We start from the raw sequence: 15,595 nt of genomic DNA, 5'->3' as shown, positions 1-15,595 counted from the left end.
GGATAGCTTTGAAATTTCTGCCCTGGATATATGGTAAGTCCCAATCCTACTTTAAACAACTCGTGCTCCGTAATCGGAGCAAATCGGTTGTTGTCTAAAGCTACAGGATCATTATCTGTGTAACTCACATCACTTTGTGTAAACCATACTTGATCTGTCGTATTGTTAAGCGGCTGCCTGCGTTCATAATTCAAACCTGCGCTTAGAAAAAAGCCATTAGACACTTCTTCAGAATAAGCGACACCAGCAAAATTTACTTCGTAGAATTTAGCAAAATTACGTTCAAAGGCGAGACTGGAAATGCTGTTCTCTAAGGTGCTTATAGGTTCAGAGTTGTTGATTTGCCTAACTTCAGTTCCCGCAGACATAGATAGGGTTCTTCTGTTGGTTCTATTGAATCTATAAGTGGCCTCTGCCGTGTAGCGCAACCTGTCGTCAGAGATGCCATAATTAATGTCTGTGTTGATATATAAACTGCGGTTGTAATCCTCATCATAACCTTTGGAGTAGCTAAAACCAGTTCCTATTACATATCCTTGAACGGTATTGAATCCTTTAAAAGAACCCAGATCGATCAATCCATCGTAACTAAAACGTTCGTTTTTCTTGCTGTTGCTATACGAATAGCCAGTGAGCGGCGATAGCAACTTGAATTTATTATTCACTCGATCTACACTGTCTTTGTATTTGGGATCGTTGCGTACCGTTGCGATACTGTCTTTTTTAATATATTCCTTATTCTCTTCTAGCGTAAGTGGTACCGGACGTTTTTGATTCCAGTAGGTGCTGTCTTTTTTATTGGCATTGAGTTCAAAACTCAATACTTCTGGGCCAAATGATTTTTTATCAAAGCTTGGTTTAAAATCGTAGTTGGTATAGTTTGCAATAAACCTACCAGTTCCTTTAAAGCCAAAGAAGCTAAACTTAAAATCAATACTCTGCGACCTTTTGATCCAGTCGCCACTGCTAGGCTCATAGGTAAAGTCTTGATTAAAGGTCAGTTTCTCGATCACAGGCACATTGATGTTTTCGCCTAGTGTGCTCAATTCTAGACCATAAATGGTCCATTGATCTTCTACGATGTAAATAATACCATTAAACGTATTGTCTTTAGGACGTCGAGATATCACTTCTATTTTATTGATCAAGAATTTGTTCTCATCATAGAAGGTACCTAGCAATTTGTATTTGTAATAGTTAAAGGCATAGTCGGCGATAGGAGAGACGATGCGGTTGTTCAAGTCTATGTTGTTGTTGTAAAAATCAAAATTAGCACCCTCAGCGGTGTTGGCACTAAAACCGTTATCATCTCCAGAAATTTTACTGGCTATAATGCGTTCCTTAAAATTATCAGGTGCTTCATAGGCAATTTTAGAAACGGTCTCCGACAGGTAAATCACTCCACTGCGCGATAAAGTATCCAGTGAGCCTTCTAGATCGCCTATTTCTTGTCCCATGAATTTTTCTGGCACATCTTCCATACGCCACAACCCGCGCGAGTAGAAGTCTGCTTTATAACTAGAGAATTTCTTGCGGTTGCTTTCTCTGTTTGCAATCGCTTCTCGGATAACGCGGTTTGCGGGGTTTTCATTAGAGTTGACGATCACAGTATCCAGCGATGCTACTTCTTCTTCTAGAGCTACACTTTGAACCTGCCCGTTTTCCAAAAAGTTTATAGACAGGGTCTTTGGTTGGTATCCTAGCGATTGATAAACGATGTTATAGGTTTTAAAAGCATCTAGTTGGAGGGTGTAACTACCATTTTGATTGGTGGTCGTTCCATTGTAGGTTCCCTTGATATAGATGGATGCAAAAGGAATAGGCTCTTTATTTGTATCGGTTAATGTTCCTGTTAATTGCGCTTTTGCGAAAGAGGAAACGAACAAAACAATAATAAAGCTACTAGCGATTTTGGTAATAAAATTCATCGGGTTGGTGGTTTGAGTGCACATTAATACAGGTGGAGACACAGCTGGTGGCAGCGCCCTTTCTCTATTATAAAGACGATGAATTTATTAAAAAGTTGCTTGATTTTGTAATTTTTTTTAATTTTATTACAAAACAGGCGCTCTCTGCTTTAAAATTATGGGTATGATTCCCTAATACACTAAGGTGACAGCGTTGCAAACTTTTTATAAAGTGCCGTAAAAGCTTCTGTTTTAAGTTCCAACAATCTAAAATTACATTCTGGTTCCGTCTATGTTTCTCGATACTAGGATACGTAGAGAACCATAGTGAAGGTGGTCTCAGCACAGGTTCAACAGTTCTCTGATCCCGATGGTTACCGATAGTGATGGAGAGAAATTTAGTCCCATTGATTTGGAGAATTCTCAAGCGATAGCTTTTTGTAGCGGTAGGACAAACTTCTAGGAAAGCTCCTTTTCTATAAAAATTGCAGGTAACACGTGGAGTTGATGGAAGATGAGTCATCCAGTAGTGGGCAAGTCCAGTGGCACAGGTTTTTGCGGGTAAAGCACAGAGGTGCTGGAAACTTTATACACCGCAAGAATTTAGTTCAGTCACATCAGCAGCAAGGAATTATACAGCACTTTTGTTTGAAAAAAATACGAACCATTCCAGTTTTAGCAGAACAAAGAGACTTTTAAAAAAGGAACAAATGGTTAAAAGGTTTCACCGTAAAACAGGAGCGTATCACGGCATGATTTATTTTAAACGGCCGTTAATTAGTGTAAAAACAAAAAAAAATCAGCTCTATAGGAGCTGATTTTATATAGGACTAAAGAGAAGCTGTTCCTTACTTTCTATCGGCAAATTTTACTTTGTAATCTGCAATAGCTTGATTTACAATTTCCAATGCTTTTTCACGACCTTGAAACTCTTCTACTTCTACCGTTTTGTTTTCTAATTTTTTGTAGTCTTGAAAGAAATTACGCATTTCTTTTTTCCAAAATTCTGGAAGCTCGCTTACATCATTAAAATGAGCGACAGACATATCATGTGCAGCCACAGCGATTATTTTATCATCCATTTCACCACCATCTAGCATTTGCATGACACCTATAACCTTAGATTCTACAAGGCACATAGGTACAATCTCGATTTGGGAAAGAACAAGAATATCTAGTGGGTCATCATCATCACAATAAGTTTGTGGGATAAAGCCGTAATTTGAAGGGTAATACATAGAAGAATAAATCACACGATCTAGAATTAACATTCCAGAATCTTTATCTAATTCATATTTTGCTCTTGTATTTTTTGGTATTTCTATAATTCCTGTTACATGTCCTGGTGCATTTGCTCCATAACTGACGTCGTGCCAAGGGTGTTTAGTCATTTTCATTGCATTTTTAAGCGGTTGCAAAAATAGTGTGTATTGCGCTTTCGCGAAAGCGAAACAGCATTAACTTATGGGAAACTTAAAGATTTTATTTGTTTTAAAGTTGCGATAACGCTTGCGAAACTTCCTTATAAGCACAAACCAATGTTAAATTCGTAAAGAACAATCCGTATTATCTTTTTGTACTTTACTTTTAAAACATGATGCAAGAAAGAATAGGTTTTAAGTTTGAATTTTTTAATCCGAAGGAAAAAGATCCTTTTGAAAAACTCTTTGATATTTTCAAAGAATTAATCACCCATACATCGGGAGATTTTGACGAGGCTATAAATTGGCTTAGGGAATTAGATAAGGAATACAAGCTTACGACTTCAGAATATACGGTGGACGATTTTATTGAAGATTTAAAAGCACGTGGTTACATAAAAGAAGAATTTGATTCCTCTGATGAAAATAAAGAAGGTGGAGAAGGCGAAGGTGATCGTCCGGGCAGCTTTACTATTACGGCAAAAACCGAGCAATTACTGCGCAAACATGCATTGGATCAGATATTTGGTAACATGCGCAAAGGTGCCAGTGGGAATCATAAAACCGGTAAATTAGGACAAGGAGATGAGCATAGTGGTGATTTCCGTCCGTATAGATTTGGTGATGGACTGGATAGCATTTCTATGACAGAAAGCTTGCGCAACGCACAGATCAATAATGGGATGGATAGCTTTAACCTCACAGAAGATGACTTGGTCGTAGAAGATTCTCAATTTAAAGCCCAAATGAGCACGGTCTTGATGATCGATATCTCTCACTCCATGATTCTCTATGGAGAAGACCGCATCACGCCGGCTAAGAAAGTGGCTATGGCACTGGCAGAGTTGATCACGTCTCGTTACCCTAAGGATACGCTAGACATTATTGTCTTTGGTAACGACTCGTGGCCTATTAAAATAGCAGACCTTCCGTACCTGAAAGTAGGACCTTATCATACCAATACCGTGGCTGGATTGCAACTAGCCATGGATATATTGAGAAGAAAACGCAATACCAATAAGCAAATATTTATGATTACCGACGGTAAGCCTAGCTGTTTGCGATTAAAAGACGGTACGTATTATAAGAATTCCAACGGTCTGGATGAATACATAGTTGAAAAATGTTACACCATGGCAGCACAAGCCAGAAGGTTGCACATTCCTATCACGACTTTTATGATTGCAAATGACTCTTATTTACAACGTTTTGTAGATCAGTTTACAGAAGCAAATCAAGGAAAAGCGTTCTTTACTGGATTGCAGGGACTAGGCGAGATGATTTTCACAGACTATGAAGCGAACAGGAAAAAGAGGTTGCGATAGCTCTTAGAGCTAGCGAGTTTGTGGAAACAGATTCTTTGTATGGTATTTTATCATACCAAAAACATCTCTCTTAATAATACCGAAATAAACAAAAGCATTTTTATATATTTGAACTGATTAACCAAAAATGAAAAAATGAAAACTATTTATCTTTCTTTAGTTGCTTTATTTCTAGCGACTTTTACGGCAACAGCACAAGACTTTTCCTATGGGGTTATAGGTGGTGTCAACTTTTCAAAAGTCGAGAACTTAGGTGGGTCTGGTATTGAAGAGAATAGACTAGGGTTTCACCTTGGTGGAGTTGTTGAAATCCCATTTGCTGAAAAATGGTCTTACGAGGGCAGTTTGTTGTACTCTGTAGAAGGAGAAGAATTTGAAAATGCAGCAGGAGCAAATACAGATATAAAGTTACAATACCTAAATGTACCGCTTCAGTTCAAATATTACGCTTATAAAGACTTTAGTATTCACTTTGGACCACAAATAGGTTTTTTACTTAAAGGAGAAGAGTCCATAGGTGATGCTGATGCTGTAGAAATTGAAAACACAGTAAATACAAATTTTGCTGGTACCATCGGATTTGGTTATGATCTAAGGGCACATGATTTATACTTTAAGAGCACGTTCACTTACGGGTTTACGGACATTCTAACAAACAGTTCTACAGAAGACAGTTTCCAGCTTCCAGGAACTCTTCATCTGTCTGTAGGGTACAAATTCTAGTAGGATGTTTTAAAAAACGAAATATTAAAAAAAAAGGCGGCCTTAGGCCGCCTTTTTTTTGCTTTATTCTCAAATACTCTCAATGGCTCCTTTTTAATTTAGGTCAATCAAACAAATGATCTTAATGGCTTTAGTTATATCAGTTTTGTAATTGCCATAACTAGAGGCAGATTGTATATGCACTGATAGATGAATAGGAGCGGATACGGATGACACAGAGGTTATTAAGTTTGATACTGACGGACACCACGCTTTAAGTATTCGTTATGTGATCTTGGGAAGCAAAAAATTTTTACCAATCGAAAGAGAGGCGATAGGAGGGATCAAAAAATCAAGAAGCAAATCTATGAGAACGAGATGTAATCATAGGAAAACAGGAGTTTGGAGAGCAAATAAACTAGCCTGCATCATCAGCTTTATAAGCGATGATGAGATGGAGTTAGCAAGTAGTTTTGAAAATCAAATGCGGTTAGAATTTACGGAAGACAACATTGTTGTTTTGATTCGAGAAGAGTAAACGCTTCCTTTTGATACACTAACAGCTCCTTATAAAGGGTGCTTTTACATGCGGACAAAGTTACTTATGGAAAGCTGCCTGCAGACGTATATCAAAAGGAACATTAAAGGCCGTTATAAATTGCTTTGCCGAAAGAGCTCGGCACTCGCTTTTCCTTTTTTATTCGTTGAAAAATTCCTCTGTAATACCTGCTATACTTGTATTTGCAGCCTTGTTAAAATAAAAAAAAATCAATTGATTCTATAGATATCTAAAATTAAAAAGGATGTCACTTGAGCTCTACCCTTTTTTTTTTTTAATTATAATGTTTTATTAGTGTCTGATAAGAGAATACATAAAGGGACGCTCGGAGAATAAAAATGGGATCATTATTATCTAAAAAAACGATGATTAGAGCTTCTGCTATTTTGATCTAAAGGCTTTTTTAGGCTCCTATAAAATCAAAATTATTGATGTAAAATTGACTTGATGCGCTGTAATAGGGATGCTTAAAAGTGATTGAAATAACTGCGACGAGACCATCATCGCAGGTCACTATACTTCCATTCTTTTCAGTTCGTGGTAGTTGCGCTTCAATTTACGGAGCAGGATACCGTATATCAATAGGTAAATCAAATACATGATGATACAAACGATCAAGAACACCACGAAAGAAGCTCCTAAAACCATCAAATAAAAGGCTGTTTCATGACCTGCCATTTTAGGAGTAGCCATCAACTTTATAATTTCAGGGTCCTTAGGTATAATGATAACCGTTGCGATCATGCCTACTACCATCATATAAGTCAAGTTGTACCAGATGTACCATGTCATAGTACGTCTCGTTTTTAGAATAGTATCCATTAAACTTCTGGTAGGTTGAGAGGTGGATATATTTTTATAATTCTGGTAGAAAAGATATATGAAAATAAAAATAACTACATAATGCAATAGGGAAGAACCGTAATAAAATAGTTTTCCCATCTGTCCTATAACATCTATATCGCTATTCTGATTATGAAGATGAGAGGCCATTCCTAAAACTATAAAGAAAGCAAACTCTATTACCGCGATAATAAAAAGCCGCTTTACAATACTTGAAGATCTTTTTGCAAGCAATGCCCCTAGTTGATCTTTTGTAAATCGAGGCGCATCGCTAGTTTGCGATTGCCAGTTTTGTTTGAGTATATCTAGTTGATCCATTGTTTTATGGATTAATAATATTAGTTAATTTTGTTTTAATCCTGTTCATCTTCACTCGCGCATTGACTTCAGAGATCCCCATCGTTTCTGATATTTCTCTGTAATTCTTATCTTCTAGATATAGAAAAACAAGTGCTTTTTCTATATCGTTTAATTGTTTTACCGCACCGTATAATAAGGTGAGCTGTTCCATTTGTTCGTCTTCTTCTTGTCGGTCTGCTATCTTAAATTGTACCGACTCATAATCTTGAGTTTTGACTCTTCTAGTAGATTTTCGATAGAGTGTGATAGCGGTATTCAATGCCACTCTATACATCCACGTACTGAATTTTGCATCTCCTCTAAACTTGGGATAAGCACGCCATAATTGAACCGTTACTTCTTGAAAAAGATCATTATGCGCATGTTGATCATTAGTATATAGACGGCATATCTTATGCACTATATTCTGATTATCATCCAGTTGTTTTACAAATTCTTCTTCTAATTCTTTACTCACTATGTAATGGAATGGTTGCTAAATAAGTCATTGGTTTCTTGGAAACGTTACACGATACCTGAAAAACTTAGTCGCTCTATACAAGTAAAGCAATCTTATGTCTCTTAAAAACAGGTACAGGATAATGTATAGTGACACTCGAGCTTTAAAAGTAAAGCAAGTAGGTACAAGAACAAGAATTTAAATAATAAAGAGTATTTATTTTTAGGGCTGCATGTACCAGCCTTGTTTTATATCTAGAGGTGATATGGAGGCACCTAACGACATCCTTTTCATCCTATAGGAAACCTGTTTGACTTGAATGCTGAAGGACAAATTCTAAAAGTGATCGCGTTTTACGAGCTTTTTAAGCCTTTTAATTTTTCTGCATATGCGTTAGAATCAGAACTATAACGATATCGTTTAGCAAAATAAGTTTATTGTGAATGTCAAATAGGTACACCATACTTGTTCTGAGGCTTGATAAGACAGAGAAAGAAAGATAGGAACTCCATAAAGTTTTTAAATCGCAAGAAAAGTAGCTTAATCGGCAGGTAAATGCCGTGTTCTAAATTATCTTTGTTAAAATTAATTAGGATGAATATACCACAGTCAGATTTGCCACGAGTAATAGTAATAGGCGGCGGGTTTGGAGGGGTCTCGCTTTCGCGAAAGCTAACCAAACAAAATTTTCAAGTGGTACTTATAGATCGTCATAATTATCACAATTTTCAGCCACTTATGTATCAAGTGGCTACAAGCGGTCTAGAGCCAGATTCTATTGCCTTTCCATTACGCGGGCTTGTAGAAGACCGCAATAATTTTATATTTCGCCTCGCAACAGTTGACTCTGTCCTGCCGGAAGAAAAGATTCTTAAAACTTCAGTAGGAGATGTCTCATTTGATTACTTAGTCATTGCAACCGGTACAAAAACCAATTTTTTTGGCAGCAAGAACATAGAGGAATCTTCTATGCCTATGAAAACGGTTCCTCAGGCGCTTAATATAAGAAGTTACATGTTGCAAAACCTGGAGAAAGCAACGCTTACTAATGATGTAAGAGAGCAAAAGAAGTTGATGCGTATTGTTATTTCTGGAGCTGGACCTACAGGAGTAGAACTAGCAGGGGCTTTTTCAGAATTTAAAAAAGGAATTCTTAAAAAGGATTATCCAGATCTAAACCCAGATCATATGGAGATACATTTACTAGATGGTGCTGATCGAGTACTGGTTAGTATGAGTGAAAAAGCATCTCAAAAGGCCGAAAAGTATTTGAAAAACTTAGGTGTCGATTTGCATCTTAATGTGTTGGTGAAAAATTATGACAATGAAACAGTACTGACCAATACCGATTTTAAAGTGGAAGCGCTTACTTTTATTTGGAGCGCAGGTGTTATAGGGAACCCTATTAAAGGAATGCGAGAAGAATGCCTGGATCAAAGATCGCAACGCTTTTTTGTAGATCGCAGGAATAGGGTGGAAGGTTATGATCATGTATTTGCCATAGGAGATATTGCTTTAATGAGAACAGCAGAGTATCCACAAGGTCATCCACAGGTAGCTCAGCCAGCCATTCAACAAGGAGAGTTGTTAGTGAAAAACTTTAAGCGCATGATGGAAAGCAAACCATTAAAAGAATTCACCTATTGGGATAAAGGCAGTATGGCTACCATAGGAAGAAACAAAGCGGTCGCAGATATAAAATCATTTACTCTAGGCGGTTTCCTAGCTTGGATCACCTGGTTGGGTGTCCATCTATTTTTCTTAGTAGGTGTTAGAAATAGACTGGTGGTATTTTTGAATTGGGTTTATAATTACTTCAATTTTGACCGTGCAGCACGTGTGATCATAAGACCCTATCAAAAAAAATAAGTGAGTGGTGAACCCAAAAAGAGGAACCAAATTCCAGCTTCTCAACTATCACAAACACGCTCATTACTTCCAGGCATTACACAGGTACTTGGCACCAGCTTCTGTGAGGCACTTAGGAAAGGCTTTTTATTCTAGTGAGGAAGAAAGAGTATCAAAATTCGTAAAAAACTAGGGCACCAGCGGTATTTATGTTGTAAAAAAAATAAGAAGCTGTGGTTTGTGTGGAAAACAGTGAATTCCTTCTTTACCGTTGGTAACTAAAAACCAGTTGCTCCTATTGCTCAACAGGCAAAAAAATGAACCTGTCCATTGCCGGATAAAAACGGTCCATATGTTGATTCTATTCCTTCCCAAATAAAACTAAATCGCCTCCGTAAATAAGCGCTGCTTGATTATCTTTGTATTACAATTCTTAACAAAAACCAACTCTTATGAGTACGTATGATGTTGCAGTAATAGGTTCTGGACCTGGTGGCTATGTAGCCGCAATACGCTGTGCACAACTAGGCATGAAAACTGCCCTTATAGAAAAGTACAACACCTTAGGTGGGACTTGTCTTAACGTAGGGTGTATTCCCTCAAAGGCCCTTTTAGATTCTTCTCATCACTATGACGATGCTATGAAGCATTTTGAAGATCATGGGATTGAGATTCCGGGAGAAATAAAGATCAATTTTGAAAAAATGATCGCTCGTAAACAGCAAGTCGTAGATACGACCTGTGACGGTGTTGAATACCTGATGAAGAAAAATGAGATTGATGTCTTTACTGGTATGGGATCTTTTGTCGATGCCACACACATTAAAATAGATGGCGATAAATCACAAACGATTGAAGCAAAGAACACCATTATTGCAACGGGTTCAAAGCCAGGAACACTTCCATTTATCAAAGTAGATAAAGAAAGAGTAATTACTTCTACAGAAGCACTTTCCTTAAAAGAAATCCCTAAACACATGGTCGTAATAGGCGGTGGTGTGATAGGGCTTGAATTAGGACAAGTGTATAAAAGATTAGGAGCTGAGGTGACGGTTATTGAATATGCTGATCGCATCACTCCTATAATGGATAAAGTTCTTTCTAAAGAACTGATGAAAGTTCTTAAAAAGCTAGGGGTGAAATTCCACTTGTCTCATGGAGTCAACAAGGTAGAACGCCATGGCGATATCGTTAAGGTAACGGCCAAAAATAAAAAAGGAGAAGAAGTGAGCTTTGAAGGAGATTATTGTCTCGTTTCTGTAGGAAGGCGTCCTTATACAGATAAACTAAATGCCACTGCTGCAGGAGTTAAAATCAATGAACGTGGACACGTAGATGTAAATGAACATTTACAGACCAATGTTTCTAATATTTATGCGATAGGAGATGTAGTCCGTGGTGCCATGCTCGCCCATAAAGCAGAGGAAGAAGGGGTTTTTGTGGCAGAAACAATAGCTGGTCAAAAACCACATATCAATTACAATTTGATCCCCAATGTCATTTACACTTGGCCAGAGGTGGCTAGTGTAGGTAAAACAGAAGAGGAGTTAAAAGAGGAAGGAGTTGCTTACAAAGCAGGATCATTCCCTATGAAGGCATTGGGTAGATCTCGTGCCTCTGGAGATACCGATGGACTGGTAAAAATTCTAGCCGACAAAACAACGGATGAGGTTTTAGGAGTTCATATCATAGGAGCCAGAGCAGCCGACCTTATTTCTGAGGCAGTTGTTGCTATGGAATTTAGAGCGAGTGCAGAAGACATTGCAAGAATGTCACATGCGCATCCTACCTATTCTGAAGCGATGAAAGAAGCAGCACTTGCTGCTACTGAAGACAGAGCGCTGCACGTATAGCAGGTAGGAACTCAGATGCTTAAAGTCGATTCCCTTTTGAATCGGCTTTTTTGATGGCAGATTCTATGTATTTACCAGTAATTATGCTTGGAATCTACAGGAAGAGGAACTCTTTCATCCAGTAGATTCCTATGGTTTAACAGTTACCTTTGACACCTTATGAAACAAAGAGAAATTCATCAATTTCCATTAGTTAATCCGGCAGCATTTAAAAAGAAATTAGTGTCGTTTTACGATGCTGAAAAATACCTGATTTATTTAGAAAGTAATCAGAGCAATACCAAATACGATACCTATTCGACATTGATTGGAGCAGGTGCTGTAGCCACTCTAACAGCCACTGCTGGAAATGCATTTGAACAATTAGAAGCTTTTAGAGCAACCCATAAAGACTGGATGTTTGGTTTTTTGAGTTACGATCTTAAAAATGAATTGGAAGAATTAGAGAGCAAGCATCAGGATATTTTAGAGTTTCCAGATATGTGTTTTTTTGTTCCAGAGTTGGTTTTTGAAATCTCAGAAAGGGAAGTGAAAGTTCATTCTTTTATAAGTTCACAGACAGCAGTAGAACAGCTAATTCAGAACATAGATACGCATCTTATTTGCGATCTAAAAACTCGTGATAACAAGGTTATTTTGCAGGCTAGAGATGCGAAAGAAGACTATCTTAAAAAAGCACAAAACTTTTTGGATCATATTCACAGAGGTGATATTTACGAGGCCAATTTTTGCACTCAATTTTATGCTCACGAGGTGGAATTAAACCCTCAAAAAGCTTTTTATGATTTGAATAGCATCAGTGAGCCACCCTTTGCTGTTTATGCAAAGTGGGGTCCGTATTATGCGATAAGCGCCAGTCCTGAGCGTTATCTTAAGAAAACAGGAGAACAGTTGGTTTCTCAGCCTATAAAAGGAACTGCCAAAAGATCTTTACAACCCGCCGAAGATGAAGCACTGAAACAACAACTGTTGAACGATCCTAAAGAGCGATCTGAAAACGTTATGATTGTTGATTTAGTGCGCAATGATCTTTCTAAAACAGCGGTAAAAGGAAGTGTAGTCGTGGAAGAATTATTTGGTATGTATACGTTCCAGCAGGTCCATCAAATGATCAGTACCGTGACGGCAACACTGGATAAAAAATATACGAGTATGGAGGCGATCAAGACCAGTTTTCCTATGGGAAGCATGACGGGCGCACCTAAAATTAGTGCGATGGAAATCATAGAGCAACAGGAGTCTTTTAAAAGAGGTTTGTACAGCGGTGCTATAGGATATTTTACACCTCAAGATGATTTTGATTTTAATGTGGTCATCAGGACGGTACTCTATAATGAAGAAAAGAAAACCCTTTCTTTTTCAGTAGGTAGCGCTATTACTGCCGCTGCTGTTCCCGAAAAGGAGTATGAAGAGTGTTTTTTAAAAGCCAATGCATTAATTGATGTTTTGAAGCAACAAGGGATTTCCTTTGATTAAATTTGCGGTATGTTAGCAGCGTTTCAAAGACATATAAAAAGTCACTTTCCCGAACTGTTTTCGGCTCCAGTGGCTATTGCGATAAGTGGCGGGAAAGACAGTACTGTTTTGGCGCATTTATTAGCTCAATTAGATATCAAATTTGATTTGATTCACTGTAATTTTAATCTTAGAGGTACAGAAAGTGAGGAAGATCAATTTTTTGTGGAACATCTGGCACAGCATTTTGATGCTGCCTTCCATCTGGAATCATTTGAAACAGAACAGGTTGCTCAGTCGAGAGGCATCTCTATTCAAATGGCTGCGAGAGCTTTGAGGTATGAAGCATTTGATAGCATCGCAGCACAACAAAATTATAGTTCTATACTTGTAGCCCACCATCTGGATGATCAATTAGAAACTTTTTTAATCAATTTAGGTCGTGGTGCTGGACTTCATGGATTGACAGGAATAAGAGCGCGTAATGGAGTTATAGCGAGACCTTTATTGCCCTTTTCAAGAGATCAAATTTCTGAATTTGCTACAGAAAATGATATCAGCTGGAGAGAAGATAGCAGCAATAGCGCCACTAAGTACCTCCGCAATGAATTGCGACATGATGTGATTCCTCTCTTGCATAAGGCATTACCGCATTTAAAAACCAACTTTTCCAATACTTTACACCATCTTAAAGGTTCTGAATTGTTGTTAGATACTGCCGTAGCACGCTTTCGCGAAAGCGGAACAAACACCAATTCTGGCCTCCTAGAAATACATATCGCGTCCTTAAAAGCAACGGTACATCCGGAGGCTTATCTGTACGAACTTCTCAAAGAGTACCACTTTAACCTTCCAGATGCCATGGTGTTATTAGAGGCTGAAAACGGTAAAAATATTCGGTCAGGCACTAAGATATTGACAAAGGAGCGGGATGTTTTAATTTTAAGTACAACCGCTACCTCAGAAGCTATTTATATTGAAATTGATCAGCGATCCAGAACTATCGCTATGCAAGACGTAAAACTGGAATTGAAAACGTTAGTTTCAGAAGATGCATTGGGATACTTAAAGTCTTTAAATTTGACAGATAAAATTTTATTAGACACAAATAAAATAAAATGGCCTTTGATCTTGAGAACTTGGAAGCATGGAGATCGCATGATGCCTTATGGAATGCAAGGCAGTAAATTGATAAGCGATCTGCTAACGGACCACAAAATTCCTTCTTTAGAACGAGAAAAAGTAGTAGTATTGATAAGTGGTAGCAACATCATATGGTTGGTAGGAATAAGAGCCAGCAAGCACCACAAAATTACAAGTAAAACAACCTCTATTATAGAAATAACCCAAAACCCATGAGAAAGCTCCTTATTGCTTTAACAGCCCTCATTTTTTTACAAGTAACCGCTCAAGAAGATCCTACGTCCTGGTCTACTGAAGTGGTTCAACTATCTGAGACAGAATATGAACTTATAACCACTGCGGCTATCGATCCAGGGTGGCATTTGTATTCGCAAACATCTACGTCAAAAGATGCAGGTCCTATTCCCACTACTCTGAGTTTTTATGGGGTAGAGGATAAAATAGAATTGACAGGCATTAATAAGGAAACCGGCTCTTATGCGGCCTACTCCTCAGTTTGGGAGTTTAATGTCTATCAATTTTCTGACGCTGCCATTTTCAAACAAAAAATTAAGCTACTGGATACCGATTTAAAATACATCATTGCTGAGGTGTTTTTCATGACTTGTGATGAAGAAAGATGCTTAAGGCCCACGGGTAGAGCACTTACTTTTAAATTAGATCCCAATGCTGTCGTTCCATTCGGTGCGGATGGCATTATTGAAAAGTACCTAGATGAAGAATTAGACCCTATGCTGGCGGTGGGCGCACCAGAAGCTGATATTCCTTTAAAAGGAGGTCCTAAAGCCGACACAAAAGAGAAGGGCGCGGATAAAAAAAAAAGTAAGTCCGAATTAGAAAAAGAAAAAGAAGAAGAAAAAAAGGACCGCAGTCTTTGGACTATTTTTATTGTTGCTTTCCTTTCTGGTTTTGCAGCATTGTTGACACCTTGCGTGTTTCCTATGATCCCGCTTACGGTAAGTTTCTTTACCAAGCAGAGTAAAACACGGGCAAAAGGTATTTCCAATGCGCTGCTTTATGGCGTATTTATTATTGTTATTTATGTGTTATTAGGGACGGTGGTCACCGCTATTTTTGGGTCAGAATCTTTGAATGAGTTGAGTACCAATGTCTATTTTAACGTGGCCTTCTTTTTAATATTAGTCGTTTTTGCCGCTTCGTTTTTAGGTGCTTTTGAGATTACATTGCCCCAATCTTGGGCTAATAAAGCAGACGAAAAAGCCAATAAAGGGGGAATCGCTGGAATATTTTTTATGGCACTGGCCTTAGCCATTGTTTCCTTCTCTTGTACAGGTCCGATTGTAGGATCGCTTATTGTAGAAGCAGCATCAAAAGGCGGACTTGCTCCTGTGATAGGTATGTTTGGATTTTCACTGGCCATCGCATTACCATTTGCCTTGTTTGCTATTTTCCCCGGTTGGATGAATTCGCTGCCTGCATCAGGTGGTTGGTTGAACACGGTAAAAGTGGTATTAGGTTTCTTAGAATTAGCACTAGCCTTTAAATTCTTATCAGCAGCAGATTTAGTGTATCAAACACATATCTTAGAACGCGAAGTGTTCTTAGCTATTTGGATCGCTATTTTTGGAGCGCTTGCTTTATATTTATTGGGAAAAATTAAATTGCCACACGACGGTCCAGAGGCTCCTATTTCTGTAGGTAGATTATTGCTGGGTCTGGTCGTGCTCACCTTTACCATTTATATGATTCCTGGTTTATGGGGCGCGCCTTTAAAAATTA

The 15,595-nt window shown here is 38.1% G+C and carries 12 protein-coding genes; 8 read left to right on the top strand and 4 right to left on the bottom strand.

The genetic code is table 11. The features are described from left to right. Both ACJAT0_RS09650 and ACJAT0_RS09645 read right to left on the bottom strand, forming a co-directional pair. On the bottom strand, positions 1–1,928 hold a 1,928-nt coding region (locus ACJAT0_RS09650; protein ID WP_415181481.1), incomplete at its 3' end, for a DUF5686 and carboxypeptidase regulatory-like domain-containing protein. Between the two features lie 827 nt (positions 1,929–2,755). Next, positions 2,756–3,298, bottom strand: a complete 543-nt coding sequence (locus ACJAT0_RS09645) for an inorganic diphosphatase (RefSeq protein ID WP_374002818.1) — start codon at positions 3,296–3,298, stop codon at positions 2,756–2,758. 203 nt (positions 3,299–3,501) lie between these two features. Between ACJAT0_RS09645 and ACJAT0_RS09640 the strand changes: the two genes are divergently transcribed. The 3 genes from ACJAT0_RS09640 (at position 3,502) to ACJAT0_RS09630 (ending at position 5,893) form a co-directional block, all read left to right on the top strand. Beyond that, a complete protein-coding gene (locus ACJAT0_RS09640; protein WP_374002817.1) occupies positions 3,502–4,653 on the top strand; it encodes a vWA domain-containing protein in 1,152 nt (383 codons plus the stop codon). Positions 4,654–4,788: 135 nt separating this feature from the next. Then, positions 4,789–5,376 (top strand): porin family protein, encoded by a 588-nt coding sequence (locus ACJAT0_RS09635; RefSeq protein WP_415181480.1) that lies wholly within the window; start codon positions 4,789–4,791, stop codon positions 5,374–5,376. 346 nt (positions 5,377–5,722) lie between these two features. Then, positions 5,723–5,893, top strand: a complete 171-nt coding sequence (locus ACJAT0_RS09630; protein ID WP_415181479.1) for a hypothetical protein — start codon at positions 5,723–5,725, stop codon at positions 5,891–5,893. 534 nt (positions 5,894–6,427) lie between these two features. Here ACJAT0_RS09630 and ACJAT0_RS09625 read toward each other — a convergent pair. Then, positions 6,428–7,075 carry a hypothetical protein gene (locus tag ACJAT0_RS09625; RefSeq protein WP_415181478.1) on the bottom strand — a complete coding sequence of 216 codons (648 nt, stop codon included), beginning with the start codon at positions 7,073–7,075 and terminating at the stop codon, positions 6,428–6,430. Positions 7,076–7,079: 4 nt separating this feature from the next. After that, positions 7,080–7,574, bottom strand: a complete 495-nt coding sequence (locus ACJAT0_RS09620; RefSeq protein ID WP_415181477.1) for an RNA polymerase sigma factor — start codon at positions 7,572–7,574, stop codon at positions 7,080–7,082. Between the two features lie 576 nt (positions 7,575–8,150). On the opposite strand from ACJAT0_RS09620, the gene ACJAT0_RS09615 reads away from it, so the two are divergent. The 5 genes from ACJAT0_RS09615 to ACJAT0_RS09595 form a co-directional block, all read left to right on the top strand. Next, on the top strand, positions 8,151–9,425 hold the full coding sequence (locus tag ACJAT0_RS09615; protein WP_374002812.1) for an NAD(P)/FAD-dependent oxidoreductase: 1,275 nt from the start codon (positions 8,151–8,153) through the stop codon (positions 9,423–9,425). Between the two features lie 431 nt (positions 9,426–9,856). Beyond that, positions 9,857–11,257 (top strand): dihydrolipoyl dehydrogenase, encoded by a 1,401-nt coding sequence (lpdA, locus tag ACJAT0_RS09610; RefSeq protein WP_374002811.1) that lies wholly within the window; start codon positions 9,857–9,859, stop codon positions 11,255–11,257. A 159-nt stretch (positions 11,258–11,416) separates the two neighbouring features. Continuing rightward, positions 11,417–12,733: an anthranilate synthase component I family protein gene (locus ACJAT0_RS09605; RefSeq protein ID WP_415181476.1), complete on the top strand. Its 1,317-nt coding sequence runs from the start codon at positions 11,417–11,419 to the stop codon at positions 12,731–12,733. Between the two features lie 9 nt (positions 12,734–12,742). Continuing rightward, positions 12,743–14,071 (top strand): tRNA lysidine(34) synthetase TilS, encoded by a 1,329-nt coding sequence (tilS, locus tag ACJAT0_RS09600; protein ID WP_415181475.1) that lies wholly within the window; start codon positions 12,743–12,745, stop codon positions 14,069–14,071. Further along, a partial coding sequence (locus ACJAT0_RS09595) for a protein-disulfide reductase DsbD family protein (protein WP_415181474.1) occupies positions 14,068–15,595 on the top strand: 1,528 nt, incomplete at its 3' end. The genes tilS and ACJAT0_RS09595, both read left to right, overlap by 4 nt.

Origin of the sequence: Nonlabens sp., from assembly GCF_047636915.1 — a bacterium.
Lineage (GTDB): Bacteria > Bacteroidota > Bacteroidia > Flavobacteriales > Flavobacteriaceae > Nonlabens.
This window is presented reverse-complemented; position numbering and strand designations above follow the sequence as displayed.

Coding starts and splice junctions, on each gene's coding strand:
- ACJAT0_RS09640 (WP_374002817.1), top strand. CDS start 3,502: ATGATGCAAGAAAGAATAGGTTTTAAGTTTGAATTTTTTAATCCGAAG.
- ACJAT0_RS09635 (WP_415181480.1), top strand. CDS start 4,789: ATGAAAACTATTTATCTTTCTTTAGTTGCTTTATTTCTAGCGACTTTT.
- ACJAT0_RS09605 (WP_415181476.1), top strand. CDS start 11,417: ATGAAACAAAGAGAAATTCATCAATTTCCATTAGTTAATCCGGCAGCA.
- ACJAT0_RS09625 (WP_415181478.1), bottom strand. CDS start 7,075: ATGGATCAACTAGATATACTCAAACAAAACTGGCAATCGCAAACTAGC.
- lpdA (WP_374002811.1), top strand. CDS start 9,857: ATGAGTACGTATGATGTTGCAGTAATAGGTTCTGGACCTGGTGGCTAT.
- ACJAT0_RS09615 (WP_374002812.1), top strand. CDS start 8,151: ATGAATATACCACAGTCAGATTTGCCACGAGTAATAGTAATAGGCGGC.
- tilS (WP_415181475.1), top strand. CDS start 12,743: ATGTTAGCAGCGTTTCAAAGACATATAAAAAGTCACTTTCCCGAACTG.
- ACJAT0_RS09630 (WP_415181479.1), top strand. CDS start 5,723: ATGAGAACGAGATGTAATCATAGGAAAACAGGAGTTTGGAGAGCAAAT.
- ACJAT0_RS09645 (WP_374002818.1), bottom strand. CDS start 3,298: ATGACTAAACACCCTTGGCACGACGTCAGTTATGGAGCAAATGCACCA.